Source organism: Streptomyces abikoensis, assembly GCF_014648775.1.
GTDB lineage: Bacteria > Actinomycetota > Actinomycetes > Streptomycetales > Streptomycetaceae > Streptomyces > Streptomyces abikoensis.
In genome coordinates this window covers 692,556-717,915 of record NZ_BMRT01000004.1, presented here as the reverse complement: position 1 = coordinate 717,915, position 25,360 = coordinate 692,556, and the positions used below count along the sequence as shown (strand labels likewise).

Annotated in this window: 26 protein-coding genes and 1 riboswitch; of the genes, 20 read left to right on the top strand and 6 right to left on the bottom strand. The window is 73.6% G+C overall.

Annotated features, from left to right (window positions below):
• Positions 1-51 precede the first annotated feature (51 nt).
• The 3 genes from IE096_RS17495 to IE096_RS17485 all read left to right on the top strand — a co-directional run bounded on the left by IE096_RS17495 (position 52) and on the right by IE096_RS17485 (position 1,238).
• On the top strand, positions 52-411 hold the full coding sequence (locus IE096_RS17495) for a DUF3618 domain-containing protein (protein WP_189452653.1): 360 nt from the start codon (positions 52-54) through the stop codon (positions 409-411).
• Between the two features lie 109 nt (positions 412-520).
• A complete protein-coding gene (locus IE096_RS17490) occupies positions 521-823 on the top strand; it encodes a GroES family chaperonin (RefSeq protein WP_048831771.1) in 303 nt (100 codons plus the stop codon).
• Positions 821-886, top strand: a riboswitch (guanidine-III (ykkC-III) riboswitch). (Overlaps the previous gene by 3 nt.)
• Before the next feature lie 31 nt (positions 887-917).
• Positions 918-1,238 carry a DMT family transporter gene (locus tag IE096_RS17485; RefSeq protein ID WP_189452651.1) on the top strand — a complete coding sequence of 107 codons (321 nt, stop codon included), beginning with the start codon at positions 918-920 and terminating at the stop codon, positions 1,236-1,238.
• A gap of 20 nt (positions 1,239-1,258) precedes the next feature.
• Here the strand turns inward: IE096_RS17485 and IE096_RS17480 are convergent, their stop codons facing one another.
• Positions 1,259-3,568, bottom strand: a complete 2,310-nt coding sequence (locus IE096_RS17480; RefSeq protein WP_189452648.1) for a transglycosylase domain-containing protein — start codon at positions 3,566-3,568, stop codon at positions 1,259-1,261.
• Between the two features lie 324 nt (positions 3,569-3,892).
• Between IE096_RS17480 and IE096_RS17475 the strand changes: the two genes are divergently transcribed.
• The 4 genes from IE096_RS17475 to IE096_RS17460 all read left to right on the top strand — a co-directional run bounded on the left by IE096_RS17475 (position 3,893) and on the right by IE096_RS17460 (position 7,236).
• On the top strand, positions 3,893-4,693 hold the full coding sequence (locus IE096_RS17475; protein ID WP_126918018.1) for an ABC transporter permease: 801 nt from the start codon (positions 3,893-3,895) through the stop codon (positions 4,691-4,693).
• Between the two features lie 82 nt (positions 4,694-4,775).
• Positions 4,776-5,540, top strand: a complete 765-nt coding sequence (locus IE096_RS17470; RefSeq protein WP_189452867.1) for an ABC transporter permease — start codon at positions 4,776-4,778, stop codon at positions 5,538-5,540.
• Entirely contained in the window at positions 5,498-6,505 is a 1,008-nt protein-coding gene (locus IE096_RS17465) for an ABC transporter ATP-binding protein (protein ID WP_373298149.1), read from the top strand. The genes IE096_RS17470 and IE096_RS17465 overlap by 43 nt, the downstream gene beginning before the upstream one ends.
• 47 nt (positions 6,506-6,552) lie before the next feature.
• Entirely contained in the window at positions 6,553-7,236 is a 684-nt protein-coding gene (locus IE096_RS17460; RefSeq protein WP_373298144.1) for a DUF1707 SHOCT-like domain-containing protein, read from the top strand.
• A gap of 14 nt (positions 7,237-7,250) precedes the next feature.
• Here the strand turns inward: IE096_RS17460 and IE096_RS17455 are convergent, their stop codons facing one another.
• Entirely contained in the window at positions 7,251-8,573 is a 1,323-nt protein-coding gene (locus tag IE096_RS17455; RefSeq protein ID WP_189452646.1) for an SGNH/GDSL hydrolase family protein, read from the bottom strand.
• A 138-nt stretch (positions 8,574-8,711) separates the two neighbouring features.
• On the opposite strand from IE096_RS17455, the gene IE096_RS17450 reads away from it, so the two are divergent.
• The 8 genes from IE096_RS17450 to IE096_RS17415 all read left to right on the top strand — a co-directional run bounded on the left by IE096_RS17450 (position 8,712) and on the right by IE096_RS17415 (position 16,320).
• Positions 8,712-10,061 carry a DUF445 domain-containing protein gene (locus tag IE096_RS17450; protein WP_189452644.1) on the top strand — a complete coding sequence of 450 codons (1,350 nt, stop codon included), beginning with the start codon at positions 8,712-8,714 and terminating at the stop codon, positions 10,059-10,061.
• Between the two features lie 59 nt (positions 10,062-10,120).
• A complete protein-coding gene (locus IE096_RS17445; protein ID WP_189452642.1) occupies positions 10,121-10,321 on the top strand; it encodes a DUF3311 domain-containing protein in 201 nt (66 codons plus the stop codon).
• Complete coding sequence (locus IE096_RS17440; RefSeq protein WP_189452641.1) at positions 10,318-11,865, top strand: sodium:solute symporter family protein; 1,548 nt, start codon at positions 10,318-10,320, stop codon at positions 11,863-11,865. The genes IE096_RS17445 and IE096_RS17440 overlap by 4 nt, the downstream gene beginning before the upstream one ends.
• Positions 11,866-11,936: 71 nt before the next feature.
• Positions 11,937-12,248: a DUF6412 domain-containing protein gene (locus IE096_RS17435; RefSeq protein ID WP_189452639.1), complete on the top strand. Its 312-nt coding sequence runs from the start codon at positions 11,937-11,939 to the stop codon at positions 12,246-12,248.
• Between the two features lie 140 nt (positions 12,249-12,388).
• Positions 12,389-13,168: a YidC/Oxa1 family membrane protein insertase gene (locus IE096_RS17430; protein WP_189452637.1), complete on the top strand. Its 780-nt coding sequence runs from the start codon at positions 12,389-12,391 to the stop codon at positions 13,166-13,168.
• Between the two features lie 87 nt (positions 13,169-13,255).
• Positions 13,256-14,128, top strand: a complete 873-nt coding sequence (locus IE096_RS17425; protein WP_189452635.1) for a fumarylacetoacetate hydrolase family protein — start codon at positions 13,256-13,258, stop codon at positions 14,126-14,128.
• A gap of 214 nt (positions 14,129-14,342) precedes the next feature.
• Positions 14,343-15,725, top strand: coding sequence for a choice-of-anchor A family protein (locus IE096_RS17420; protein WP_268248323.1), 1,383 nt, complete (start codon positions 14,343-14,345; stop codon positions 15,723-15,725).
• Positions 15,726-15,786: 61 nt separating this feature from the next.
• On the top strand, positions 15,787-16,320 hold the full coding sequence (locus IE096_RS17415; protein ID WP_189452633.1) for a class I SAM-dependent methyltransferase: 534 nt from the start codon (positions 15,787-15,789) through the stop codon (positions 16,318-16,320).
• A gap of 5 nt (positions 16,321-16,325) precedes the next feature.
• Here the strand turns inward: IE096_RS17415 and IE096_RS17410 are convergent, their stop codons facing one another.
• Positions 16,326-17,258 (bottom strand): NADP-dependent oxidoreductase, encoded by a 933-nt coding sequence (locus IE096_RS17410; protein WP_189452859.1) that lies wholly within the window; start codon positions 17,256-17,258, stop codon positions 16,326-16,328.
• A gap of 87 nt (positions 17,259-17,345) precedes the next feature.
• On the opposite strand from IE096_RS17410, the gene IE096_RS17405 reads away from it, so the two are divergent.
• Positions 17,346-18,302: a GlxA family transcriptional regulator gene (locus IE096_RS17405; RefSeq protein ID WP_189452631.1), complete on the top strand. Its 957-nt coding sequence runs from the start codon at positions 17,346-17,348 to the stop codon at positions 18,300-18,302.
• Between the two features lie 19 nt (positions 18,303-18,321).
• Here the strand turns inward: IE096_RS17405 and bla are convergent, their stop codons facing one another.
• Together bla and IE096_RS17395 are read right to left on the bottom strand one after the other, a co-directional pair.
• The gene (gene bla, locus IE096_RS17400; RefSeq protein ID WP_373298143.1) at positions 18,322-19,248 is read right to left on the bottom strand and encodes a class A beta-lactamase; all 927 of its coding nucleotides are present in this window, start codon (positions 19,246-19,248) and stop codon (positions 18,322-18,324) included.
• Positions 19,249-19,366: 118 nt separating this feature from the next.
• Positions 19,367-19,999 (bottom strand): pyridoxamine 5'-phosphate oxidase family protein, encoded by a 633-nt coding sequence (locus IE096_RS17395; protein WP_189452629.1) that lies wholly within the window; start codon positions 19,997-19,999, stop codon positions 19,367-19,369.
• Between the two features lie 134 nt (positions 20,000-20,133).
• Between IE096_RS17395 and IE096_RS17390 the strand changes: the two genes are divergently transcribed.
• Positions 20,134-21,060 carry a phosphotransferase gene (locus IE096_RS17390; protein WP_189452627.1) on the top strand — a complete coding sequence of 309 codons (927 nt, stop codon included), beginning with the start codon at positions 20,134-20,136 and terminating at the stop codon, positions 21,058-21,060.
• On the opposite strand, the gene IE096_RS17385 is transcribed toward IE096_RS17390, so the two are convergent.
• Positions 21,052-22,152, bottom strand: a complete 1,101-nt coding sequence (locus IE096_RS17385) for a Gfo/Idh/MocA family oxidoreductase (protein WP_189452625.1) — start codon at positions 22,150-22,152, stop codon at positions 21,052-21,054. The genes IE096_RS17390 and IE096_RS17385 overlap by 9 nt on opposite strands.
• Before the next feature lie 48 nt (positions 22,153-22,200).
• Between IE096_RS17385 and IE096_RS17380 the strand changes: the two genes are divergently transcribed.
• From IE096_RS17380 to IE096_RS17370, 3 genes are all read left to right on the top strand, one after another.
• On the top strand, positions 22,201-23,292 hold the full coding sequence (locus tag IE096_RS17380) for an ROK family transcriptional regulator (protein WP_189452624.1): 1,092 nt from the start codon (positions 22,201-22,203) through the stop codon (positions 23,290-23,292).
• Between the two features lie 347 nt (positions 23,293-23,639).
• Positions 23,640-24,455 carry a hypothetical protein gene (locus tag IE096_RS17375; protein WP_189452622.1) on the top strand — a complete coding sequence of 272 codons (816 nt, stop codon included), beginning with the start codon at positions 23,640-23,642 and terminating at the stop codon, positions 24,453-24,455.
• 85 nt (positions 24,456-24,540) lie between these two features.
• On the top strand, positions 24,541-25,296 hold the full coding sequence (locus IE096_RS17370) for a GntR family transcriptional regulator (RefSeq protein ID WP_189452855.1): 756 nt from the start codon (positions 24,541-24,543) through the stop codon (positions 25,294-25,296).
• Positions 25,297-25,360 lie beyond the last annotated feature (64 nt).

Below are 25,360 nucleotides of genomic sequence, written 5' to 3'. Positions count from 1 at the left end.
GTCATCACTCTTCATCATTCTTATCGACATCGACGGGACGGAGGCAGCGCGGTGGCGGAAGCCAGGACCCCTGCGCAGATCGAGGCGGACATCGACCGCCGGCGGCAGGAGCTCGCCGTTGTGCTCGACGAGATCGGGGTGCGGATGCACCCGAGCACGATCATCGGGGACGCCCGGGCGAAGGTGACCTCGAAGGTGGACCATGTGGCGGGCCGGGCCTGTGTGGCGGCCAGCCGGGTCGTCTCCGAGGTGCGCTCGCGCTTTGTCACCGAGGAGGGCGAGCCGCGTCTGGAGCGGATCGTTCCGGTGGCGTTGGTGGCCGTGGGTGTGATCGGTCTGCTGGTGTCGTCGTCGAAGTCGGGCGAGAAGGCCGCCGAGGCCGCCAAGGCGTCGGGCCGCCGCAAGCGCTAGCGGTGGCCGGTTCGGGCCGGATGACCGCCCAGTGGCCTCGGTGCGGCCTTCGGGCAGGTACGGTCGTGGCGTGAGTACGAATACCACCCACGACAAGCTGCCCATCCGGATGCTCCACGACCGGGTTCTGGTCCGGACCGACATTCCCGAGGGCGAGCGCCGGTCCACCGGCGGGATCGTCATTCCGGCGACGGCGGCGGTGGGCCGCCGGCTGGCCTGGGCCGAGGTCGTCGCGGTCGGGCAGAGCGTGCGTACGGTGGAGCCGGGCGACCGGGTGTTGTACGACCCGGAGGACCGTGCCGAGGTCGAGGTCCGCGGGGTCGCCTATGTGCTGATGCGCGAGCGGGATCTCCACGCGGTGGCCGCGGAGCGGCTGGAGGGGTCCGAGGACTCCACGGGTCTGTATCTGTAGTTGCTACGCTCGTAGGGAACCCGACGAGACGCGCCGTACCGGGTCAGGACAAGACGACGCACCCCAGAGAGTCGTTTCCGCTGGAGGTGCCGTCATGGCATGGGTCCTGCTCGCTGTCGCCGGTCTGCTCGAGGTCGGCTGGGCGATCGGCATGAAGTACACCGAGGGTTTCACGCGGCTGTGGCCGAGCGTGTTCACGGTCGCGGGCATCGTCGCGAGCATGCTGTTGTTGTCGCGTGCCGCGCGGACGCTGCCCATCGGTACGGCGTACGGCGTCTGGGTCGGCATCGGCGCGGCCGGGGCGGCGGTGCTCGGCATGGCGGTGCTGGGTGAGCCGGCGACCGCCGCCCGGATCTTCTTCGTCTGTCTGCTGTTGGTGGCCGTGGTCGGCTTGAAGACGACCTCCGGCCACTGACGGGCCCTGCCCGGTCGCTCTCAGTACTCGTACCCCAGGAGATCGCCGTGGCGGTCCGACTTGCCCTCGCCCGGTGGGCCGAAGGTCGGCGGGCCGGGCGGGGTCGGGAAGCCCGGCGGGGTCGGCGGGGGCGCCGGGATCGTCGGCGGCAGGGTGGGTACCGGGAGGGTCGGCGGGCCGGTCGGCGGGGCCGTGGACGGCGGGCCGGTGGGCGACGGGGGCGCGGTCGTCGGCTCGGGCTCCAGCGTCGGCGGGCTCGCGCCGCTCTCGAGTTCCAGGTCGAAGTCGGTGGCCTCGGTGCCCTCCAGGGCCTGCGCGGTGTAGGCGCCCCAGATCTGGGCCGGGTAGCCGCCGCCGTTGACGCGGTCCTCGCCCGTGGCGCCGTACAGCGGCTTCTGGTCGCCGGTGTCGGGGTCCTGGCCCATCACGGCGACGACGGTGGCGAGGTCGGGGGTGTAGCCCGCGAACCAGGCGGCCTTGTCCTCCTCGGCCGTGCCCGTCTTGCCGGCCGCCGGGCGGCCCGCCGACTGGGCGCGGCGCCCGGTGCCGGCCTCCACGACGCTCTGGAGGATGGACGTGGTGGTGTCGGCGGCCTCGCGGGAGACGGCCTGCCGGGTGTCCTCGCCGTCCGGGAGCTGGAGCTCCTCGCCGCCCTTGGAGATCTTCTCTACCAGCGTGTAGGGGCCGTGCCGGCCGTGGTTGGCGAGGGTCGCGTAGGCCTGGGTCATGTCCAGGACGCTGGCGGTGGCGGGGCCGAGCGCGATGGAGGGCGTGGCGGTGAGGTCGGGGGTCTTCTCGGGGACGCCGAGGGCGACGGCGGTGTCCTTGACCTTGCCGGGGCCGACGTCCTGGGCCATCTGCGCGTAGACGGCGTTGACGGACAGGTCGGTGGCCCGGGTGACGGTGATGTGGGGGTAGGAGTAGCCGTCCTCGTTCTCGGGGGCGTAGCCGACGGGGCCGTTCGGACCCTGTACGGGGCGCTTGTTGGTGCCGTCGTAGACGGTGTTCGGGGTGATGGTCTGGCCGGCGAGGGTGGTGGCGTGGTTGTCGACGGCCGAGGTGAAGACGAACGGCTTGAAGGTGGAGCCGACCTGGTAGTCGCGGCGGGTGGCGTTGTTGACGTACTGCTTGGTGTAGTCGATGCCGCCGTAGAGGGCGACGACCTTGCCGGTCTTGGGGTCGATGGAGGCGCCGCCGGCGCGGACGTAGCGGTCGACCTTGCGGGTGTCGCTGAGTTCGCTCATCAGCTGGTCGCGGACGGCGGCGACGAAGGCGTCCTGCTTCTTCTTCTCGATGGTGGTGGTGATGCGGTAGCCGCCGGTGGCGAGGGTGTTCTCGTCGACGATCTTGTTGCTGGTGAGGTAGTCCTTGACGGCCTCGACGAGGTAGCCGCGCTGGCCGGACATGCTCAGGCGGGGCTTGGTCTTGCCGGGGGTGGGGAAGGTGATCGCGGCCCGGTCGGCGGGGCTGAGCCACTTCTTCTTGACCATGCCGTCGAGGACGTAGCGCCAACGGGCCTCGGCGCGCGGTCTGTTCTCGGGGTGGGCGCCGACGTCGTAGGCGCTGGGGGCGTTGAGGAGGGTGGCCAGGTAGGCGCCCTCGGCGGTGGTGAGTTTGTCCGAGTCCTTGCTGTAGTACGCCTGGGAGGCGGCCTGGATGCCGTAGGCGTTGCGCCCGAAGTAGCTGGTGTTGAGGTAGCCCTCGAGGATGTCGTTCTTGCTCTCCTCGCGGTCCAGCTTGATGGCGATGAAGAATTCCTTCACCTTGCGGCTGATGGTCTGTTCCTGGCCCAGGTAGTAGTTCTTGACGTACTGCTGGGTGATGGTGGAGCCGGACTGCTTGCCCTTGCCGGTGACGGTGTTCCAGGCGGCGCGCAGCATGGCCTCGGGGTTGACGGCGGACTCGGAGTAGTAGTCGCGGTCCTCGGCGGCGAGGACGGCGTGCTGGACGTTTCTGGGGACCTTGCTGAGCGGCACGCTCTCGCGGTTGACCTCGCCGTCGCGGGCGAGCTGGGAGCCGTCGGAGTAGAGGAAGACGTTGCTCTCGGCGGTGGCCGCCTTGTTGGCCGGGGGGATGTTCACGAGCATGTAGCCGGCGATCAGGCCGCCGACGATGATCAGCACGATCAGCAGGAAGCCACCGAGGATCATCCGCCAGGTGGGTACGAGCCGGCGCCAGCCCGTCCGGCGGGGGCGCGCGGCGCGGCCGTTCCGGCCGGGGCCGCCGCCCGGCCCGGCGGGCGGCGCGCCGTGCGCCGGGCCCCTGGGGGCCCAGCCCGGCGGCGCGTGGCCGCGTCCGGCGGGACGCCGCTGTGACTGCTCGTCGCTCATGTCTTAGGGACTCCTCGGCCGCCGCCGGGGTTGTGCCGCCTCGGCGGAGGGGTGTCGTCTCGGGCGGGTCCGGACTGCGTCGTACGCCCCGGAGGACACTGTCGCATCATGCGTTCCGGCGGAAGGGCCCAGCGCACCGTTGGGAGGCCCGGAAGGGCCGTTCGGGCCAGTCCGACCACTCCATGGAGTGAAAATCCGTGGTTCCTGGACGTGGTGTGCGGCTAGGCTCCTGCGCTTCGGGGCGCGGCGGCCCGAAGCGTCCGGACCCGGATCGGGGACATGCGGCGACGTTCAACCGGGTTCAACGAGCGGGGGGTCGGCAGGATGCGGTTGTACGCGGCGGTCGCGGTCAGCGGCTTCCGGCGGCACGCCACCTACCGGGTGGCCACGGCCGCCGGGGTGTTCACCAACACCGTCTTCGGCTTCATCCTCGCGTACACCTACATCGCGCTGTGGAACGAGCGTCCCCACCTGGGCGGTTACGGCCGGGAGCAGGCGCTGACGTTCGTGTGGACGAGCCAGGCGCTGCTGGGCGCCGCGTGCCTGATCGGCGGGGGGTTCCAGGAGGAGTTGCAGGAGCGGATCCGTTCCGGGGACATCGCCGTGGACCTCTACCGGCCGGCCGATCTCCAGCTGTGGTGGCTGGCGAGCGACCTGGGCCGGGCCTTCTTCCAGCTGCTGGGGCGGGGCGTGGTCCCGCTGGCCGTGGGTGCGCTGTGCTTCGAACTGGCCTTGCCGGGCCTGTCCTTGACCTGGGCGGCCTTTCTGCTGTCGGTGCTCTTGGGGCTGCTGGTGAGCTTCGGGCTGCGGTATCTGGTGGGGCTGTGCGCCTTCTGGCTGCTGGACGGGGCGGGGGTCAACATGGCGTTCGCCCTGCTGAGCATGTTCTTCTCCGGGACGCTGCTGCCGCTCAACGTCTTCCCGGGCGTCTTCGGCGAGGTCGCGCGGGTGCTGCCGTGGTCGGCGATGCTGCAGGTGCCCGTGGACGTCCTGCTGGAGCGGCGGACCGGCGCGGGGCTGGCGGCGGCGCTGGGGTTCCAGGCGGCGTGGGCGGTGGCGCTGCTGCTGGCGGGGCGGGCGCTCCAGACGGCGGCCACCCGGAAGGTGGTGGTCCAGGGTGGCTGAGGTTCAGGCTGAGGTGGAGGCGTACGCGCGCGGGCTCTCGCACGTCCGGGACGGGGTGCGTGCCTACGGGCTCGTGGTGCGGATGTGGGTGCGCTCGACGATGGCGTACCGCGTGTCGTTCGTGATGATGACGGTCGGCAACTTCGCGGCGACGGCCCTGGACTTCGTCGCGATCGCGTTCATGTTCTCCCACATCGACGCGCTCGGCGGGTTCACGCTGCCGGAAGTGGCCTTCCTCTACGGCACGACGAGTGTGTCCTTCGGGCTCGCGGACCTCGTCCTGGGCAATCTGGACCGGGTCGGGCGGCGGGTGCGCGACGGGACGATGGACACGCTGCTGACGCGGCCCGCGCCGGTCCTGGCGCAGGTGGCCGCCGATCAGTTCGCGCTGCGCCGGCTGGGCCGGGTGACGCAGGGCGGGCTGTTGCTGGGGTGGTCGCTGGCGCGGCTGGACGTGGCGTGGACGCCGGTGACGGTGCTGCTCGTGCCGGTGATGCTGGTGGCCGGTGCGGTGATCTTCGGGGCGCTGTTCGTGGCGGGCGCGGCGTTCCAGTTCCGGGCGGTGGACGCGGCCGAGGTGCAGAACGCGTTCACCTACGGCGGGACGACGCTGCTGCAGTACCCGCCGTCGGTGTTCGCCAGGGACCTGGTGCGCGGGGTGACGTTCGTGGTGCCGCTGGCCTTCGTCAACTGGCTGCCGGCGCTGCGGGTGCTGGGGCGGGACGATCCGCTGGGGCTGCCGGGCTGGGTGGACTTCACGTCGCCGCTGGTGGCGTTGGTGTGCTGGGTGCTGGCGGGGCTGGCCTGGCGGGTGGGGCTCAGGGGCTATCGAAGTACGGGGAGTTGACGGACGCGGTGGATGATCTCATCGTTCTCGAAGGCGTCGAGAAGGTCTTCGACGTACGCCGCCGGGCGGGTTTCCTGCGGCGGGAGCGGCACCGGGTGCGCGCGGTGGACGGCATCGGCTTCCGCGTCCCGCGCGGGGAGATGGTCGGCTACATCGGGCCGAACGGCGCGGGCAAGTCCACCACGATCAAGATGCTGACGGGCATCCTGACGCCCAGCGCGGGCCGGCTGCGGGTCGCGGGCATCGACCCCTCCCGGGACCGCTCGCGGCTGGCGCGCCGGATCGGGGTCGTCTTCGGGCAGCGCACCACGCTGTGGTGGGACCTGCCGCTGCGGGATTCCTACGGGCTGGTGCGCCGCATGTACCGCGTTCCCGACGCCCGTTACCGGGCCAATCTGGAGCGCTGCGTGGAGCTCCTCGACCTCGGGGAGCTGCTGGACGTGCCGGTGCGGCAGCTGTCGCTGGGGCAGCGGATGCGCGGGGACATCGCGGCGGCCCTGCTCCACGACCCCGAGGTGCTCTACCTCGACGAGCCGACCATCGGACTGGACGTGGCGAGCAAGGCCAAGGTGCGGGAGTTCCTGCGGGACGTGAACGCCGAGCGCGGGATGACGGTGCTGCTGACGACCCATGACCTGACCGACATCGAGCAGTTGTGCAAACGGGTGATGGTCATCGACCACGGCCGGCTGGTCTACGACGGCGGGCTGGACGGCCTCCACGCCAAGGGGGAGAGCGAGCGGACGCTCGTCGTCGACCTGGAGCGGGAGTTCCCGCCCATCACGGGCGTACCCGGGGCCCGGGTGGTGCGGGTCGAGGGGCCGCGCCAGTGGCTGGCGTTCGCCGCCACGCACAGCGCGGCGCCGGTCGTGGCGGCGGTGGCCGAGCGCTATCCGCTGGTGGACCTGTCGGTGCGGGAACCGGACATCGAGCAGGTCATCGCCCGCATGTACGCCGAGGGGTGACGACGGCGCGCTGTGGTCATCCGGCCCGGCCATCTAATCTGTCCGCCATGATGAGCGAACTTCCTGAGATGCGGGCCTCCGACGCGGAGCGCGAACGGATCGCCGAGGTCCTGCGCGAGGCCGTCGCCGAGGGCCGGCTGACCATGGAGGAGTTCGAGGAGCGCCTGGACGCCGCCTACAAGGCCCGTACCCACGCCGAGCTGACGCCGCTGGTGCGGGATCTTCCGGTGGCCCCGGACGCCGGGCGGGCGGCCGTCGCGCCGGTTCCGGCGGGCGGGGGCGGCTGGGCGGAGCGCGTCGGCGGGTCCGCCACATCCACCTGGGCGATGGCGATCTGGGGCGGCTTCAGCCGGGCGGGCGGCTGGACCGTGGGGCGGCGCTTCACCGCCTTCACCATGTGGGGCGGCGGGAAGATCGACCTGCGCGAGGCCCGCTTCGAGGACCGCGAGGTCGTCATCCGGTGCTTCGCCCTCATGGGCGGCATGGCCGTCGTCGTGCCCCCGGACCTCGACGTGGAGGTGCGCGGCATCGGCATCATGGGCGGCTTCGGGGACAGGGCGACCGGGGCCGGTACGCCCGGCTCGCCCAAGGTGCGGATCACCGGTCTGGCGCTGTGGGGCGGCGTCGGGGTCGAGCGCAAGGCGACCCGGGCCGAACGGGAGCGGCTGCGCGAGCGGAAGCGGCTGGAGTGGGAGGACCGGCGGCACGGCGAGGGCAAGAGCCTCGGCTAGCCGCCGGCCGGGCGTCACAGCGCCGCCCTGACCTCCCCCTTGAGCACGCCGAGGTCCAGCGCCCGGGCCATCACCAGATAGCCCGCGTCGTTCGGGTGGAGATGGTCCCCGCAGTCGTACACCGGGAGGAGCCGCTGCGGGTCGGCCGGGTCGCGCAGCACCCGGTCGAAGTCGACGACGTCGTCGAAGACGCGCCCCGAGCGGATCTCGGCGTTGAGGCCCCGCCGGACGAGCTCCTGGTCCGGCCCGGTGCCCGTCCGCCCGCCGAAGGGCGACAGCGTCGCGCCCGTCACCCGCAGCCCGCGCTCGTGCGCCCGCTCGACCAGCGTCCGCAGCCCTGCCGCGATGCGTGAGGGATCGGTCTGGCGGGGGAGGCGCAGGATGTCGTTGACGCCGAGCTCGACGACGACGGCGCGCACACCCGTACGGGAGAGCACATCGCGGTCGAAGCGGTCCAGGGCGCTGGGATTGTTCACGGCGGAAGAACTCATTCCGCCGAGAAGGACGCGATTGCCGCTGATGCCCTCGTTGAGGACGCCCAGGCGCGGGGCGCCGGGCTCGGTGCGCAGCCGGCCCGCGAGGTAGTCGGTCCAGCGGTGGTCGGCGCCGATGGTGGCGGAGACGCCGTCGGTGATGGAGTCGCCGAGGGCCACCACCGCGCCCGTGGCCTCGGTGGTCCAGACGTCGACGGCCGTCGCGTAGCGCCAGAACAGGCTCTTCGCGGTGAACGCGGCGCCGCCCGCGTCCTGCGTCCGGTCGCCGGGGGCGAGGTAGGAGATCTGCCGGGCGTGCGGGTGGATCGTCACCGGGCCGGCCGGGCGCGAGACATAGGTGCTGATCAGCAGGTCGGCGGGGGCGGCGAGGGCGAGGCGGACCGGGTCGCTGTAGGTCGCCCGCCCGGCCGGGACGGTCACCGACCGCTCCCCGCCGAAGGTCAGCTCCCGCATGCCGCCCGGTGCCGCCGCCGGGCCGCCGGGGGTCGCGGCGAGGGCGAGCGAGGCGTGGTCGACGGTCAGCGGGGCGCCGCCGAAGAGGTTGGAGAGCTGGACACGGGCCATGCCGCCGCCGAGCGTGGTGTGCACCACGTTGCGGATGGAGCGGCCGGGATAGCCGCGCTCGGTGCCCGGCTCGGCGGCGGCCGGGGCCGCCGACCAGGCGCCGATCCAGCGCCCGGCGGCGGCGGGCGCGGCCGGGCGCGGGGAGCGCCGCGCCTGGCCGGCCGGGCCGTCCGCCCCGCCCACGCCGGTGAATATCGCCACCGAGGCGGCCACGACCAGGGCCAGCAGCGCGGCCAGCAGGGCGTGGGCCGGGCCACGGGACAGGGGCGGACCGTTCATCGCGGACAACTCCCGGGGACACATCGACGGCGGGCGACGGCCGGACGCGGGGAACGACGCGGGGAACTCTTCGTCCGTTCCCCGAGTACGTCGGGTAGGGACAATGCACAGCGAGGACAGTCGGAACGGGTGGTGTCGATGAAACGGTTCCATGAAGAGGAGCCGGCTGCCGCCGGGGGCGGCGCGAATGCCGCCGATGGAGTGATGCTGCCCGGACCGGCGGCCGGATTCACCTACAGCGCGGCCGACGAGGAGAAACGGCGCGGCGTGCGCCGGATGAAGGCCCTCGCGACGGGGCTGCTGCTGACCGTGGCCCTGGTGTACGCCCTCGCGAAGTGGGCGCAGTCCGCCGGCGCGGGCGGCTGGGCCGGGTACGTGGCGGCCGCCGCCGAGGCCGGCATGGTCGGCGCGCTGGCCGACTGGTTCGCGGTCACCGCGCTCTTCCGGCGGCCCATGGGCCTGCCCGTCCCGCACACGGCGATCATCCCCACCAAGAAGGACCAGCTGGGCCAGAGCCTGGGCGAGTTCGTCGGCGAGAACTTCCTCTCCGGCGACGTGGTGCGGGTGCGGCTGCGGGCCGTCGGCATCGGCTCCCGGCTCGGCGCCTGGCTGTCCGACCCCGCGCACGCCGACCGGGTCACCGCCGAGCTGGCCACGGCCCTGCGCGGCGCCCTGACCGTGCTGCGCGACTCCGACGTCCAGGCGGTCGTCGGCGAGGCCATCACCCGGCGCGCGGACGCCGTCGAGATCGCCCCCGGCCTCGGCGCGACCCTGGAGAAGGTCGTCGCCGACGGCGGCCACCACCGGGTCGTCGACCTGGTGTGCGTACGGGCCCACGACTGGCTCGTCACCCACAGCGACTCCGTCATGTCCGCCGTCACCGGCGGGGCCCCCGGCTGGACGCCGCGCTTCGTCGACCGCAAGGTCGGCGAACGCGTCTACAAGGAGCTGCTGCGCTTCGTCACCGAGACGCGCGACATGCCGGACCACCCGGCGCGCGGCGCGGTCGACCGCTTCCTGACGGACTTCGCCCGCGACCTCCAGTCCGACGAGGACACCCGGGCCCGGGTGGAGCGGCTGAAGTCCGAGGTGCTGGGGCGTGGTGAGGTCCAGGACGTGATCGCCTCGGTCTGGTCCTCGGTCCGCGCGATGATCGTCGCCGCCGCCGAGGACGAGCGCAGCGAGCTGCGGCTGCGCACCCGCGCCTCGATCCTCTCGCTGGGCGCCCGGATGACGGAGGACGAGCGGCTGCGCCGGAAGGTCGACGGCTGGCTGGAGGACGCGGCCGTCTATGTGGTGACGACCTATCGGAACGAGATCACCGCCCTGATCACGGACACGGTGGCGGGCTGGGACGCGGAGCACACCTCCCGCAAGATCGAGGCCCACATCGGCCGGGACCTCCAGTTCATCCGCATCAACGGCACGGTGGTGGGCGCCCTGGCGGGCCTGCTGATCTATACGGCGTCCCGGCTGCTGGGGGCGTGAGCCATGTCGCCAGGGGCGTGAGCCCCGGGACGCGCGCCCCCACCCCCTAGGGTCGGGGCGTGCTGAAGAAACGTCCCCATCTCCTGTGGCTCCTGGGCCCCTACGTGCTCTACCTGGCCGCCCTGCCCCTCGCGGACCGCGTCCACCCGACCGTGCTGGGCCTGCCCTTCCTCTTCTTCTGGCTGCTCCTGGCCACCCTCCTCACTCCCGTCGCCGTCTTCCTCGCCTGGCGCGGCGACCGCGCGCGGGGGCGGGCATGAGCGGGAACGCCGCCGTCGCCTCGGCCATCTTCGGCGTCTTCATGCTCCTGACCGTCGCCCTCGGCCTGCTGGCCGTCCGGGGGCACGGCCGCGGCGGCGGGCTCACCGAGTGGTCGGTGGGCGGCCGCAGCCTGGGCACGGTGTTCATCTGGGTGCTGATGGCGGGCGAGGGCTACACCAGCTTCAGCTACCTGGGCGCGGCGGGCTGGGGCTACAACTACGGCGCGCCCGTCCTCTACGTCGTCGCCTACCTCTCCTGCGGCTACGCCATCGGCTACGTCGTCGGCCCGACGCTGTGGGCCTACGCCCGCCGCCACGGGCTCGTCAGCATCACGGACATGGTGGCCCACCGCTACGGCCGCCCGTGGGTGGGCGCGCTGGTGGCGGTCCTGGCGACGGTGTGCCTGCTGCCGTACATCCAGCTGCAGATCACGGGAATGGGGGTCGTCGTCTCGACGATCTCCTACGGCGCGATCAGCCTGAACTGGGCCTACTTCATCGCCTTCGCCGTCACCACCACCTTCGTGGTCGTGAGCGGCCTGCGCGGCAGCGCGTGGGTGTCCGTGCTCAAGGACGTCCTGGTCATCGGCACCCTCGGCTTCCTCGCCGTCTACGTCCCGCTGCACTACTTCGGCGGCTACGGCCCGTTCCTGGACCGGATGGTGGCGGAGAAGCCGGCCTGGCTGACGTTCTCCGGGCACGGCGGGAGCGGGATGGGCGGGGGCTGGTTCGTCACCACCAGCTTCCTCAACTCCCTGACGGTCGTCATCTTCCCGACGACCGTGGCGGGCTATCTGGGCGCCCGCAACGCCGACGCGCTGCGGCGCAACGCGATACTGCTGCCCTTCTACAACGTGCTGCTGTTCGTGCCGATGCTGCTGGGCATGGCGGCGATCTTCGTGGTGCCCGGGCTCACGGGCGCGGGGTCGAACCTGGCGCTGTTCAAGCTGGTGGTCGACTCGCTGCCGGCGTGGGCGGTCGGGGTGATCGGGGTGGCCGGAGCGCTCTCGTCGATCGTTCCGATGGCCGTGTTCATGCTGGTCATCGGCACGATGTGGGGGCGGAGCGTGCTGGGGGCGATCCCCCGGCTCGCCCAGCGCCCGGAGCGGCAGACCGCGGCGGCGCGGATCGTGGTGGTCGGGGCGGGCGCGCTGGCGCTGCTGCTCACGTACACCGCGCCCAACACGCTGGTGCGGCTGTCGCTGATCTCCTACGAGGGCATGGCGCAGCTCGTGCCCATGATCCTGCTGGGGCTGATGTGGCGGAGGCTGACGCTGTGGGGCGCCCTGAGCGGACTCGTGGTGGGCGGTGCGCTGGTGTGCGCGCTGGTCTTCACCGAGCACGACCCGGTGTGGGGGGTGAACGCGGGCGCCCTGGCGCTGGTGGCGAACGTGCTGGTGGCGCTGGCCGTCTCGTGGTGGGGGCCGCGACCGGGCCCGGCCGAGGCGGCCCGGCCCGACGACGAGGTCCTGGCCCGGGACCCGGGCCGTGATCCGGAGCCGGCCGACGCACCGGCCGGTGGCGTTGTCAGTGGCAGGGGCTAGTATCGACGACAGTTGAGATGTGATCAGGTGTTCGCCTGATCGTGAGACCTGGTCGGCAGGGGGGAGCTGTGGTGAACGTCGTCTTCCGTACGCACGTCGGCGTGCTCCTCTTCGTGCTCGCCGAACTGTGGCTGGCGCAGAGCGGGCTGAGCGGCCTGATGGCCTCGGTCGCCGTCGCCGTGGCCGCCTCCGTGGTGGCCACCGCGGCGCTGCTGCTGGCCGCCGTCGCCGCCCGGACGTCCGGCCCGCTCACCCCGACCCGGATACGCACGGCGATCCGGGACCGTGAGCTGCGGACGGCGTTCCTCGCCCAGCGCGATCCCGATGCCCGGGGCCGTCGACGGCCCCGGGCGCCCGGCCGTCCCGTCCCGACGGCCGCGTAGGCGCGCCCACCCCGGCTCTTCTCGCCCCGTGGGGGTGCCCGCCCGGCTCGTCACACCGAAATTCCTCGCCTCGCCTCTTTTGGCTTCTGGCTTCTGGCTTCGTTCGGTCACGACGGGACCCCGTGGAGGGCTCACTCGCCATGTCTTTCCTCTCACCGCTGTTCACCACTCTCGGTTCGCTCCTCACCCACCTCGCGGACGCGGTCGAACCGCTCTTCGGGGCCTCGGCCACGGCCGCCGCGATCGTGGTCCTCACCTGCTGCGTACGGCTCGCGCTGCTCCCGCTCGCCCGGTCGGCGGCCCGGGGCGAGCGCACCCGGGCCGAGCTCGCGCCCCGGCTGGCCGAGCTCAAGCGCAAGCACGGCAAGGACCCCGAGCGGCTGCGCGAAGAGGGCGCGAAGCTGTACGCGGAGACGGGGGCGTCGCCGCTGTCCGGCTGTCTGCCGACGCTCGCCCAGCTCCCGGTCTTCTATGTGATGTACCACCTGTTCTCCACCGGCGACGGCGGCGATCTGCTGGAGCACACCCTGCTGGGCGCCCCGCTCGGCGGCCGCTGGGCGGGCGCGCTGGGCCACGGCGGAGTGTTCGGCTCCCAGGGGCTGGTGTACCTGGGGCTGTTCGCGCTGATCGCGGCCGTGGCCACGTGGACGTACCTGCGCAACCGCAAGGCGGCCGCCGCGCTGCCGGCGCCGGTGGCGGGCGACGAGCAGGTGCCGGGGATGGCGGCGATGGCGAAGGTGCTGCCGCTGCTGTCGTTCGGCACGCTGGTCACGGCCGGGGTGGTGCCGCTGGCGGCCGGGCTGTACCTGGCGACGACCACCACGTGGACGGCGGTCGAGCGCGCGCTGCTCCAGCCGCTGCGCACACCGCGCGAGGCGGCGGCGGAGCGGGGCCCGAAGGCGCGGCCGTCCGCCGCCTAGGCGGCCAGGGGCTCCTGGGGCTCCGGGGCCGAAAGGGGGCTTGTGGAGAGAGCCTCCGGTCCTGTTCGATCATGTGGGGGTGTGGCGATGAGACTGCTGAGGGTCGGGCCCGCCGGGGCCGAGCGCCCGGCGCTGCTGGAAGAGGACGGGACGCTGCGCGACCTGTCGCCCCTGGTGGCGGACGTGGACGGGGCGCTGCTCGGCGACCCCGCGGCCCTCGCCCACATCAGGGCGGCGGTCGGGGCCCGGATCCTGCCCGTCCTCGACCCGGTGGGGCTGCGCACCGGCCCGCCCCTGGCCCGGATCGGCAAGCTCGTGGGCATCGGCGTCAACTACCGCGATCTCGTCGCCCAGTCGCGGGTGGCGACACCGGCCGAGCCGGTGGTCTTCCTCAAGGCGCCCGACACGGTCGTCGGCCCGGACGACACGGTGCTGGTGCCGCGCGGCAGCGTGAAGACGGACTGGGAGATCGAGCTGGGCGTCGTCATCGGCCGCACCGCGCGCTACCTGCGGACGGACGAGGAGGCGCTGGCGGCGGTCGCGGGCTACGTCCTCTCCCACGACGTCTCCGAGCGGGCGTACCAGAACGGGCGCAACGGCGGGCAGTGGGGCAACGCGTGGGGCAAGGGCAAGAACTACGAGACGTTCAACCCGCTGGGCCCCTGGCTGGTGACGGCCGATGAGATACCCGACCCACAGGCGCTGAGGATGCGTCTGTGGGTCAACGGCCGGCTGATGCAGGACTCCAGCACGGCGGAGCAGATCTTTCCGGTGGCGCATCTGGTGCGCCACCTGAGCCAGTACATGACGCTCCACCCCGGCGACGTCGTCAACACCGGCACCCCGGCGGGCGTGGCGCTGGCGCGGCCCGAGCCCAAGCCGTACCTGCGGGCCGGGGACGTGGTGGAGCTGGAGATCGAAGGACTGGGGCGGCAGCGGCAGCAGCTCAAGGACGCGTGAGCGCTCCGCCGGAGGCACCGGTGGGAAGCGTGTGGTCCGGTCACCCGCGGGCCGGCCGGGGGCTGGTCGCGCCCACGTGGCGGCAGCCGCATATCGACACTGCCCCGCGCCCCTTCGGGTGCGGTACCGCGCCTCCTGGGCCGTCCGGGGGGACGGAGGCGTGTGCTGCGGCGATCCGCCATCCCCAATAGGCATATTTTCGGATATGCACCCCATGCAGCACAAAGAATATGTGCGATGGCTCCGGGTGAACCGCCCGGCGGCCTCGGTGATGGCCCTGCTGTCCCTGATCGGGGGCGCGCTGCTGGCCTGCGCCTTCAGCATGATGGGCCCCGAGGACTCGGCGCCCGTGGCGGGCCCGGGGCCCTGCGTCCCGGGGACGTGCCCGGGCGCGTACCCCGAGCCGAACAACGGGCCCGTCACCAGCCGTGACAACGGCCTCAACATCTTCGTCGGCGGCGACTACACCGTGCGCCAGGCGGCGGCGGACGCCGAGGGACGGATCGTCGTACTGGGCGACTTCGACGTCTCCAAGGCCGCCGGGGTCCCGCCCGTCTACAACGTGGGCGTCGTCGGGACCGGCTCGCGGGTGCCGCCGGAGAACGGCTCGCCGTTCCTGCGGATCGGCGGCGACCTCAAGGTGGCCGCCGGGCAGCGGCTCGTCGCCGAGGAGGGCGCGGTCAGCGGGACCGTGGCGTACGCCGGGAGCGTCCACACCGGGACGGTCAGCCCCAAGGCCGTGCGCGACGTGGGCGCCGTCGCCCTCTACGGGCCCCTGCGCGAGGAGGTGACCTCCGCCAGCGGCTGCTACGCCTACGACCGGGGCGTGGCCCGCCGGAGCACCGGCACGGCCGTCAACCTGGGCGCCGCCACGGTCTTCACCGGCGACGGCCGCTCCCGCCTCCAGGTCTTCAACGCCCCCTTCGACCTGGTCGCGCCCGGCGGCGGCGCGCAGGAGCTGCTGTTCCGCGGCGTCCCGGACGGGGCGACCGTGCTCGTCAACGTCACCAACCCCGAGGGCGGCACGACCCGGGCGCTGAGCACGTCCTCCGGCAGGCTCGCCGGCGTGCGGCGCGAGCGGCTGCTGTGGAACTTCCCCGACGCGAAGGAGGTCCGCCTCACCGGCGCCGGCCAGCTGGACGGCACCGTGCTCGTCGGCCGGCGCTCCAGCGTCACGCGGGTCACCATGGCGGGTGTCAACGGGCGGTTCTTCACGGCCGGTTCGCTCATCCACGAGTCCGGCGCGGGCGCGGTCGGCCAGGCCCTCCACGCCTACCCCTTCGACGGCTCCCTCCCCGACTGCGGCACCACCGTGCCCGCCGGCCCGGCCGACTCCGGCGAGCCCCTGCCGCTGCCGATGCCCAGCGGCCCCGCCGCCCCGGCCGTCGGCCCGGCCGGACTCGCCGGGGCCCCCGGCGCCTCCTGGTCCACCGCCCCGGACGCGCCGGTCGCCCCGGTCGCCGGAGACGGCCACGAACTGGCCCGCACCGGACCGCCGATGGGCGCGTACATGGCGGCGGGCACCGCCCTCGTCGCCGCCGGCGCCGGGCTCGCCCTCGTCGTCCTCTTCCGCACCCGGATGAGGGTGGTGGAGTGAGGGCGGCGGACACACGCGGAAACGTCTCACGGTCCAGCGGTCTCGCGCGGAAAGGTCTCCCATGCCCCGCACCCCCAGCGGCTGCTACCCCGTCGTCAGCCTCCGCCTCGCCCGCCGGATCCTCGGCGACGACCCGCGTCGCGACGTGCGCTGGATCGCGGCCGGACCGGGCATGCGCTGCGCCGAGATCGGCAGCGGCGGCGGGTACTACACGCCCGCCCTCGCCGCCCACCTCGGGCCCGGCGGCCTGCTGGTCGCGCTCGACCCGGCCGCCCACGACCCCCGCGCCCACCGCCGGACGGGCCCGGGCGCGACGACCGTCCACATCAGCGGCGACGGACTGGCCCTGCCCTTCGCCTCCGGCGCCCTGGACGCGCTGCTCTACAGCTACAGCCTGGAGGAGATGGCCGACCCGGCGGCGGCGCTGGCCGAGGCCGCCCGGGTCCTGCGCCCGGGCGGACAGCTCGTGCTCTTCCTCTGGCGGCCCGTGCTCCGGCGGGGGCACGTGGCCGCCCTCGGCGACATCGACGCCTTCGACCTGCGGCGGGCCCGGCGCGGCGGCCAGAACCTGCGCCTGGCCTACCGCAGACGCTGACGTGTTCAGGAAACAGTGAGGACGACCTTCCCGGTCACCCGGTTGGTGTCGCCCAGCGCGTGCCCCTTCGCGGCCTGCTCCAGCGGGAAGACGGCCTCGACGACCGCCTTCAGCCTGCCCGCGCGCATGAGGTCCGCGATGGACCGCATGCCCTCCTGGTCGGCCTCCACGAGCAGGGGGCGGAACCGCACGCCCCGGGCGGCGGCCCGCTCCGGGAGGTCCTCGGCGTAGGACCGGATGGCGATGTTGATCAGCTGCCCGCCGGGCTTGAGGACGTCCAGGGAGCGGTCGGCCGTATCACCGCCGATGGTGTCGAAGACCAGGTCGACGGGGTCGATCTCGGTGAAGTCCTGGTTCCGGTAGTCGACGGTCTCGTCCGCGCCGAGCTCGCGCAGCAGCGCGTGCTTGGGGGCGCTGGCCGTGCCGATCACATACGCGCCCCGCGCCTTGGCGATCTGCACGGCGAGGTGGCCCACGCCGCCGGCCGCCGCGTGGATCAGCACCCGCTGTCCGGGGCGGACGTCCGCCGCGTCCACGAGCACCTGCCAGGCGGTCAGCGCGGCCAGCGGGATCGCGCCCGCCTGGACGTGGTCGACGCCCTCCGGCTTGCGCACCAGCGCGCGGGCCGGGGCGACGACGTACTCGGCGAAGGACCCCACGCCGTAGGGGTAGGGGAGCATGCCGAACACCTCGTCCCCGGGCTCGTGCAGCGTGACGCCGGTCCCGACGGCCTCGACGACGCCGGAGACGTCCCAGCCCAGCACCAGCGGGAGCCGGTCGAGGAAGCCGGAGCCCTGCCGGTGCTTCCAGTCGGTGGGGTTCATGCCCGCCGCGCGGACGCGGACGAGGACCTCGGAGGGGCCGGGGACCGGGCGCTCGGTCTCGATCATGTGGACGACCTCGGGGCCGCCGTAGGTGTCCTGGCTGATCGCCTTCATCGTGCTCTTGCTCATGACGGCAAGGATTCCCCGGGCCGGAACCCCGTCGACAGTGGCCCGGAGGCCATGATGTGCAAGGATCGGGCCATGCATCGTGTGGTGGTCCTGGCGCTGGACGGCGTCATCCCGTTCGAGCTGAGCCTGGCGTCGCGCCTGTTCGGCGTGGCCGTCGACGCCGAGGGGCGGCACCTCTACGAGGTGGTCACCTGCTCGCCGGACGGCGGCCCGGTCCGTACCGGCGCCGACTTCTCGATCAGCGTCGAGCACGACGCGTCGGTGCTGGCCACGGCCGACACCGTGGTGATCCCCGCGTCCGAGACGTTCGCCGAGATCGTCGACAGCGCCGCGCTGCCCGCCCCCGTCGCCGAGGCCCTGGCCGTGATCCGGCCCGGCACCCGGATCGTCGGGATCTGCCTCAGCACCTACGTCCTGGCGGCGGCGGGCCTGCTGGACGGCAAGGGCGCGGCCACCCACTGGTGCCACGCCGACCGCTTCCAGCGGCTGTACCCGCACGTCGCCTTGGAACCCGACGTGCTGTTCGTGGACGCCGGCCGCGTCCTGACCTCGGCGGGGGCCGCGGCGGGCATCGACCTGATCCTCCACCTCGTCCGCCGCGACCACGGCAGCGGCGTCGCCAACCACGTGGCCCGCCGCTGCGTCGTCCCGCCGCAGCGGGAGGGCGGCCAGGCCCAGTACGTGGAGCGCCCGGTGCCGCACAGCGCCGACACCGGCACGTCCGCGACCCGCGCCTGGGCCCTCGACCGCCTCCACGAGCCCCTCCAGCTCGCCGACCTGGCCCGGCACGCGGGCATGAGCCGGCGCACCTTCACCCGCCACTTCCGCGCCGAAGTGGGCCTCAGCCCCGGCCAGTGGCTCACCCAGCAGCGCGTCGACCTGGCCCGCCACCTCCTGGAGAGCAGCGACCTCCCGGTGACCCGCGTCGCCGAACGCGTCGGCTTCGGCACGGACGCGACCCTGCGCCAGCACCTCCACGCGGCGATCGGCGTCTCACCGGGGGCGTACCGGAGGACGTTCCGGGCGTGAGGGGCCGGCCTCGGCCTCGTCAGCCTCGGGTGAGAGCCGTCCCCACCAGGCCGGCGATGTCGGCCACCAGCTGGTTGTTCGTCGGGGCGGTGGCGAAGAGGCTCGTCGTCAGGACGGCGAGGACGATCGGGGCGCGGCGGTGCGGGGGCCAGACGACGCCGACGTCGTTGGCCACGGCGTAGTCCGAGCCGCCGCCGGTCTTGTCGGCGAGGGTCCAGCCCGGCAGGCCCTTGCCGAAGCGCTGCTTGTTGGTGGTGTTGGCGATCAGCCAGCCGGTCAGCCGCTCGCGGTCCGGGCGGGTGAGCGCGTGGCCGAGGACGAGGCGCTCGTAGGTCCGGCCTATGGCGCCGGGGGTGGTGGTGTCGGTCTCGCGGTCCGGCTCGGCGGAGTTGAGCTGGGGCTCCCAGCGGTCGAGGCGGGTCGTGTCGTCGCCGATCGAACGGCAGAAGCGGGTGATCGCGGTCGGGCCGCCCAGCTCGCGGAGGAGCAGGTTCGCGGCGGCGTTGTCGCTCTCGCTGACGGCGGCGGCGCACAGCTCGGCGACGGTCATGCCGTTCGCGAGGTTCTCCGGCTTCTTGGTGGAGTCGGCGTAGCCCGAGTCCTTGAGGAACTGCTCGGTGTACCGGATGCGCTTGCCGAGGAGTTCGCCGTGCCGGTCCTGGCGCAGGACGGCCGCCGCGGCGAGGGTCTTGAACACCGAGCACATCGGGAAAGCGTCGTCCGCGCCGAACTCGACGGTCCGTCCCGTGGCCGTGTCACGCGCGTACACGCCGATCCGGACGGAGTGCTCCCGCTCCCACTCCTTCAGTTGCCGGGTGATCTCGTCCTCGCGCCGCGGCGTGGCCGCCACGGCGCTTCCGCCCGTGGTCAGGGTGGCGGCCAGCGCGGCTCCGGTGCCGAGGGCCAGCATGGCGCGGCGCGACGGGTGTGCCCCTGTGGTCTCCAACGTCTCGGTTTCCTCTCCAGTTGCGGCCAGAACATCACTCACGACGCGGCGAAAGGGTGCATCGGTTCCGCTTCGTGAGCGATCCGGTCAAACGGCTGGAAAGTGCCCGGGGCGCAGGTCAGTCGTACAGATGGTCCGCGTAGCGGGGGCCGTAGTAGCGCTCCAGCTCCTCCAGCGGCGCCTCGGGGCGGTCCAGGCGCTTGGCGATCCGCGCGCGGGAGGGCATCTCCTCGGGCCGCCACGTCTCCGGCTTCCAGAGGGAGGACCGCAGGAACGCCTTCGAGCAGTGGTGGAAGACCTCCTCGATCTCGACCAGGAGCGCCAGTTGGGGGCGGTGCCCCTTGACCACCATCGCGTCGAAGAAGGGCGCGTCGCGCACGATCCGCGCACGGCCGTTGACGCGGAGCGTGTCCCCGCGCCCGGGAATGAAGAAGATCAGCCCGACGTGAGGGTTGCTCAGGACGTTGAAGAAGCCGTCGGCGCGGCGGTTGCCGGGGCGTTCGGGGATGGCGACGGTGGTGTCGTCGAGGACGAGCGCGAGGCCGTCCGGGTCGCCCTTCGGTGAGACGTCGCAGGTGCCGTCGGCCGCCGCCGTCGCCACGAGGCAGAACGGGGACAGGGCCAGCCACTCCTTGTCCAGCTCGTGCAGCCGCGTGCGGACCTTGTCGCGCACGGCCGCCGTGGGCTCGCCGAGCAGTTCGCGCAGTTCCTCGGGCGAGGTGATCTCGGCTATCGAGGCTGTCGAGGTCATCGAGGCTGTCCCGGCGGTTGTACCGGCGGTATCCATGAGTAAGTCCTCCCCGTTGGGCTGGATCATGCTGTCTCGAGCTTAGGTCCCGGGAAAACTCTTCGACAGGACCCCGACCGGACGGCAAGATCATTTCCATGACGAACCTCAGCGAACGCGCCGAACGTGCCGTGGACATCGCCACCCGGGCCGGACGCCGGCTGGGGCTCGACGCCCGTGAACCCCGCGTGCTGCACGACGTGTTCAACGTCCTGGTGCACCTCGCGCCCGAGCCCGTCGTCGTGCGGGTGCCGTCCCTGGGCTTCGCCGGGGCCGAGGACCTGAAGCGCAAGCAGCGCCGCGAACTCGCCGTCGCCGGCTGGCTGGCGGACACCGGCGCACCGGTCGTCCGGCCCAGCCCGCTGGTGCCGCGCGAGCCGGTCGTGACCGACGGGACGTCGCTGACGTTCTGGGAGTTCGTCAGCGAGGAGAAGCCCGCCGCCGACGAGGACCTCCAGGCGCGGTTCGTCGAACAGACGGGGAACGCCGCCGAGTTGCACGCCCTCCTGGCCGGCTACCCCGGCGAACTCCCCGTGCTGTCCCCGCTCGTGCCCGGCCTGCGCCCCCTGCTGGACGAGCTGGGGAAGCGCCGCCCGGACGGGCTCACCACGGCGGACCTGGACCGGGCCGAGAGCGAGTACGCCGCGCTGGAAGCCCTGGTCGCGGACTTCCCCGCGCACTTCCCCGGCGCCCGTCTCCAGCCGCTGCACGGCGACTCCCCGGCGTACAACATGCTGCGCGTCACCGGCGGCCGGCGGCTCTTCAGCGACTTCGAGGACGTCACGCTGGGCCCCGTCGAGTGGGACCTGACCCTCGTCGGCCCGCAGGGCATCGAGGCGTACGAGCGGGCCGGCGGCGGGCCCGTGGACCCCGCCCTCCTGGAGGTCATGGAGGGCGCGCGGCTGCTCCAGGTGGTGGGGGCGCTGGCGTTCGTGCCGGTGATGCCGGAGATGGGCGCGATGCTGGAGCCCGCCGTCGCGCGCTGGCGCGAGAGGGCCCCGCTGTCCGTCGGCCGTTCAGTCTGACAGCGTGACCGTTCGGGCCTCGGCGGCGGAGGTCTTCGCCGCCTCCAGCACCCGCAGCGCGGCCGCCGCCTCCCGGGCCGTCACCGGCGGCAGGCCGCCCGTGCGCAGCGCTTCGGCGATCGCGGCGTAGTACGCGGGGTAGTCGCCCGGCAGCGTCGGCACCGGTTCGCCACCGCCCGTCAGCGGGGACTCGCCTGCGCCCAGCCGGCCCCAGGAGGACTCCGCCTCGACGCCCCAGGAGGCCGCCGTGCCCGGCCGCAGGCCCTCGCGGAGCGCGCCCTCCTGCGGGTCGAGTCCGTACTTCACATAGCCGGCCGTGTCGCCCAGCACCCGGAAGCGCGGGCCGAGCTGGGCGGCGGTGGCGCTCATCCACAGGTGGGAGCGGACGCCGGAGGCGTGGCCGATGGCGATGAACGTGTCGTCGTCGGCCTCCGCGCCCGCCCGGCGCACGTCCGACTCGGCGTAGACCGTGACGGCCGGGCCGAAGAGGGTGAGGGCCTGGTCCACGAGGTGGCTGCCCAGGTCGTAGAGGATGCCGCCGATCTCGGCGGGGTCGCCGGACTCCCGCCAGCCGCCCTTGGGGCGGGGCCGCCAGCGCTCGAAGCGGGACTCGAAGCGCTGGACCTTGCCGAGCGCGCCGCCCTCGACCAGCTTGGCCACGGTACGGAAGTCGTTGTCCCAGCGGCGGTTCTGGAACGCGCTGAGCAGCAGCCCGCGCCCTTCCGCCAGCGCGGCCAGCTCCTCCGCCTCGGCGGCGGTCGCGGCCAGCGGCTTGTCCACGACCACCGGCAGCCCGGCCTCGAGCGCGGCCCGCGCGAGCGGGACGTGCGTGCGGTTGGGCGAGGCGATGACGATCAGGTCGAGCTCGTCGGCACGGCCCAGGAGCTCCTCGGCGGTGGCGGCGGTACGCACCTGGGGGTGCTCGGCGACGGCCTGGTGCCGCCGCTCGGGGTTGGCGGTGACCACCGTGTCGAGGGCGAGCCCGTCGGTGGCGGCGATGAGCGGGGCGTGGAAGACGGAGCCCGCGAGGCCGTAGCCGATCAGGCCGACGCGGAAGGGGGCACGCAGGGAGGCGATGTCGGCGGTGTCCATGCCCACCACTTTGGCAACGCTGTTGCGTAAGCGCAAGTGGAGGGGAGAATGGGCTCTGTGAGCAATCTTGGAGCCAACCTCGCCGCCCTGCGCGATCACAACGCCGCCGTCGTCCTCGGGCTGCTGCGCGACGCGGGCGAGGGCGGCGCGAGCCGCGCGGAGCTGGCGGCGCGGTCGGGGCTGACGCCCCAGGCCGTCAGCAAGATCACGGCCCGGCTGCGGGCGGACGGCTTCGCGGCCGAGGCCGGCCGCAGGCTCTCCACGGGCGGCAAGCCGGCGACGGCGCTGCGGCTGGTGCCGGGGGCGGGGCGGGCGGTGGGGGTGCACGTGGAGCGGGACGCGGTGACGGCCGCGGTCGTGGATCTCGCGGGGGCCGTCGTGGCGACGCGTGCGGTGGCGCTTTCGTCCGGCGCGACAGCGGAAACCTTGGTCGGCGTGGTGGCGGAGGAGGTGCGGGCGCTGGTGGAAGGCGGCGGAGTCCTCGGCGTAGGGGTCGCCGCGCCCGGGCCGCTCGATCATGTCGGGGGCGTCCTGCGGGACGTCACCGGTTTCCCGCACTGGAGCGGCTTTCCGTTGCGGGACGCGCTGGCCGAGCGGCTCGGGCTGCCCGTCGTCCTCGACAAGGACACCAACGCCGCCGCGCTCGGCCTCCTGCGGTCGGCCCCGCGCGAGCCGGGCTCCTTCGCCTACCTCCACCTCGGCACCGGCCTGGGCGCCGGGCTCGTGCTCGGCGGCGAGGTGCACCGGGGCGCCCGGACCGGCGCCGGGGAGTTCGGGCACCAGGTGCTGCGGCTCGACGGGCCGCCGTGCCCCTGCGGCAGGCGCGGCTGTCTGGAAGTGCTGTGCCTGCGGGCCGTCGCCGACGGCGACACCGCCCTCGCCGCGCGCCTGCTCGGCGTCGGCGCCGCCAACCTCGTCCAGCTCCTGGACATCGACCGCGTGCTGCTCGGCGGCCGGACCGCGCTGGCCGACCCCGACCCGTACGTCCGGGGCGTACGTGCCGAACTCCCGGCGTCCGTGCCCGTGGCCGTCGCCCCCGGCGGGGAGCGCGTCGTGGTTGAGGGCGCGGCCGAACTCGTCCTCGCGCCGCTCTTCGGCGCGGGCCGCGCGGGCCGCGTGCTGGCGCCCGCCGCGCCCTAGGCTCTGTCCGGCGGATCTTCGTCACGCGCCACCACGGCGCCCCGTAGGGGCGCGGGGAACTGCGCGATCGGCCGGCGACGGCCCGCAGCCGACACGACACCCCGGGGTCCGGCAATCTGCGGGCACGTCGTGGCTTGTCGCGCAGTTCCCCGCGCCCCTACGGGGCGCCCGCCGCGCCCGGCGTGCTCACCCGCTCGGCCGAGTGACCCGACCGGATCAAACGACTGTCGGCTCATCGGGCGGCGTTTGACGCCCGGTCGGCCGTACGGGGCCGTGCCGCGCGCCCCCGGCGGCGGGGGCCGTGGGAGGTTGCGGACGACCGGAGCCCCCAGCCGCAAAGGTCCTCGATGAACAGGCCATCCACGTCGTCGTCCCGCTCCGCCCCCCGCCGCGCCCTGCTCGCCTGCGCCGCCGTGCTCGCGCTCGGCGCCCTCGGCGCGGCGCGGCCGCCCGCCGACCCGGGGCGGCAGCAGTGCGGCGACCCGCACAGCACCGAGTTCCCGATCACCTCGCGGATCGCCGGCGGCCCCGCCGGGTACGAGCGCGGCGGCACCCCGCGCACCTGGCGGCTGGAGCTGCGCAACGCCACCGGCACCGAGTGCCGGGCCATCCACCCCGTCGCGGTCCTCGCCGACCGGGCCCGGGCCCTCGAACCCGCCGACTTCCACCTGGACTTCCAGGACCCGGGGGACGGCCGCTGGCTGCCCGTGCGGTTCGAGCGGACCGACGAGGCGGAGAACGTCGGCGTCCTGGACGGCGGTTCCCCCGCCCCCGGCGGCGAGGCGCCCGCCTTCCCCGGCTTCACCGTGCCCGCCCACGGCTCGGTCACCGTGCCCCTGCGGCTGGGCTTCGCCGGCGACGCCCCCGAGGGGCCGGTCACGGTCAACGTCACGGCCGTGCAGAAGCGCGGCGGCGACGGCGCGTGGGTGGGGGAGTCGGGCGACTACACGTTCGCCGTCGGAGCCGTCGGGGCCGACGGCGGGGCCGTGACGCCCTCGGCCGCCGCCTCTCCGGCGCGGCCCGACGCCGCCGCCCACCTCGAACCGCCCGGCCTGGCCGACACCGGTGACGAACGGCCCGTGTTCGCCGTCGGTGCGGCCGCCCTCGCCCTGCTGATCGCCGGGACGGCACTGGTCGTCGGGGCACGGCGGCTGAACCGCTGACGCCGGCCGCCCCCGGCGACGCCGGGGCTTCACCCGCGGATGCGAGGATCGCGCCGTGGACAACACGCACACGCACCACCACGACATGGCAGGTCAGCGGCCCGGCGCCGCCATCCGCGCGGGCATCCCGGAACACGGCCGGATCCCCAAGTACTTCGCCGTCAAGACACGCGTGGCCGCGCTCCTCGACGAACTGGGAGAGGGCGGCACGCTGCCTGCCGAGCGCGAGCTCGCGACGCGCTTCGAGGTCTCGCGCGAGACCGTACGACAGGCCCTGCGCGAGCTGCTGCTGGAGGGACGGCTGCGCCGCATGGGGCGTGGCACGGTCGTCGCGGGGCCCAAGCTGGAGCAGCCGCTGTCCCTGGCCAGCTACACCGAGGGCGTGCGCCGCCAGGGCCGCCGCCCCGGCCGCGCCCTGATCGGCCTGGACCGGCTCCCCTGCCCGGAGGGCCTCGCTCCCGACCTCGGGGTGGCGCCGGGGGAGCCCGTCTGGCACATGGAGCGCGTCCTGCTCGCGGACGACGAACGGGTGGGGCTGGAGAGCACGTACGTGGCGGTTGCGCGGGTGCCCTCGCTGGACACGGAGTTCACCCCGGACTCGTCCTTCTACAGCTACCTGCGCGAGCGGCTCGGCATCTCCTTCGGCGACGCCGACGAGCGGCTGGAGACCGTGCTGGCCACCCCGCGCGAGGCGCTGCTGATCGGCACGCCGCCCGCGCTGCCCATGCTGCTGATCCACCGGGTCTCGCGCGACACGGAGGGCCGCCCGCTGGAGCGGGTGCGGTCGCTGTACCGGGGCGACCGGTTCTCGTTCACGGCGCATCTGCGGGGCGAGGGCTGAGCGAGGAGATAACGGAACGATAACGGGTCTAGGCCAAGTTTGGCGGCTCGTTCACCGCCGCGTC

Bases quoted from the DNA above. Each gene is read 5' to 3' on its own strand.
- IE096_RS17490 (WP_048831771.1), top strand. From the start codon at position 521: ATGCTCCACGACCGGGTTCTGGTCCGGACCGACATTCCCGAGGGCGAG.
- IE096_RS17485 (WP_189452651.1), top strand. From the start codon at position 918: ATGGCATGGGTCCTGCTCGCTGTCGCCGGTCTGCTCGAGGTCGGCTGG.
- IE096_RS17480 (WP_189452648.1), bottom strand. From the start codon at position 3,568: ATGAGCGACGAGCAGTCACAGCGGCGTCCCGCCGGACGCGGCCACGCG.
- IE096_RS17475 (WP_126918018.1), top strand. From the start codon at position 3,893: ATGCGGTTGTACGCGGCGGTCGCGGTCAGCGGCTTCCGGCGGCACGCC.
- IE096_RS17470 (WP_189452867.1), top strand. From the start codon at position 4,776: ATGTGGGTGCGCTCGACGATGGCGTACCGCGTGTCGTTCGTGATGATG.
- IE096_RS17460 (WP_373298144.1), top strand. From the start codon at position 6,553: ATGATGAGCGAACTTCCTGAGATGCGGGCCTCCGACGCGGAGCGCGAA.
- IE096_RS17455 (WP_189452646.1), bottom strand. From the start codon at position 8,573: ATGAACGGTCCGCCCCTGTCCCGTGGCCCGGCCCACGCCCTGCTGGCC.
- IE096_RS17450 (WP_189452644.1), top strand. From the start codon at position 8,712: ATGAAACGGTTCCATGAAGAGGAGCCGGCTGCCGCCGGGGGCGGCGCG.
- IE096_RS17440 (WP_189452641.1), top strand. From the start codon at position 10,318: ATGAGCGGGAACGCCGCCGTCGCCTCGGCCATCTTCGGCGTCTTCATG.
- IE096_RS17430 (WP_189452637.1), top strand. From the start codon at position 12,389: ATGTCTTTCCTCTCACCGCTGTTCACCACTCTCGGTTCGCTCCTCACC.
- IE096_RS17425 (WP_189452635.1), top strand. From the start codon at position 13,256: ATGAGACTGCTGAGGGTCGGGCCCGCCGGGGCCGAGCGCCCGGCGCTG.
- IE096_RS17420 (WP_268248323.1), top strand. From the start codon at position 14,343: ATGCAGCACAAAGAATATGTGCGATGGCTCCGGGTGAACCGCCCGGCG.
- IE096_RS17415 (WP_189452633.1), top strand. From the start codon at position 15,787: ATGCCCCGCACCCCCAGCGGCTGCTACCCCGTCGTCAGCCTCCGCCTC.
- IE096_RS17410 (WP_189452859.1), bottom strand. From the start codon at position 17,258: ATGAAGGCGATCAGCCAGGACACCTACGGCGGCCCCGAGGTCGTCCAC.
- IE096_RS17405 (WP_189452631.1), top strand. From the start codon at position 17,346: ATGCATCGTGTGGTGGTCCTGGCGCTGGACGGCGTCATCCCGTTCGAG.
- IE096_RS17395 (WP_189452629.1), bottom strand. From the start codon at position 19,999: ATGACCTCGACAGCCTCGATAGCCGAGATCACCTCGCCCGAGGAACTG.
- IE096_RS17390 (WP_189452627.1), top strand. From the start codon at position 20,134: ATGACGAACCTCAGCGAACGCGCCGAACGTGCCGTGGACATCGCCACC.
- IE096_RS17385 (WP_189452625.1), bottom strand. From the start codon at position 22,152: ATGGACACCGCCGACATCGCCTCCCTGCGTGCCCCCTTCCGCGTCGGC.
- IE096_RS17380 (WP_189452624.1), top strand. From the start codon at position 22,201: ATGGGCTCTGTGAGCAATCTTGGAGCCAACCTCGCCGCCCTGCGCGAT.
- IE096_RS17375 (WP_189452622.1), top strand. From the start codon at position 23,640: ATGAACAGGCCATCCACGTCGTCGTCCCGCTCCGCCCCCCGCCGCGCC.
- IE096_RS17370 (WP_189452855.1), top strand. From the start codon at position 24,541: ATGGCAGGTCAGCGGCCCGGCGCCGCCATCCGCGCGGGCATCCCGGAA.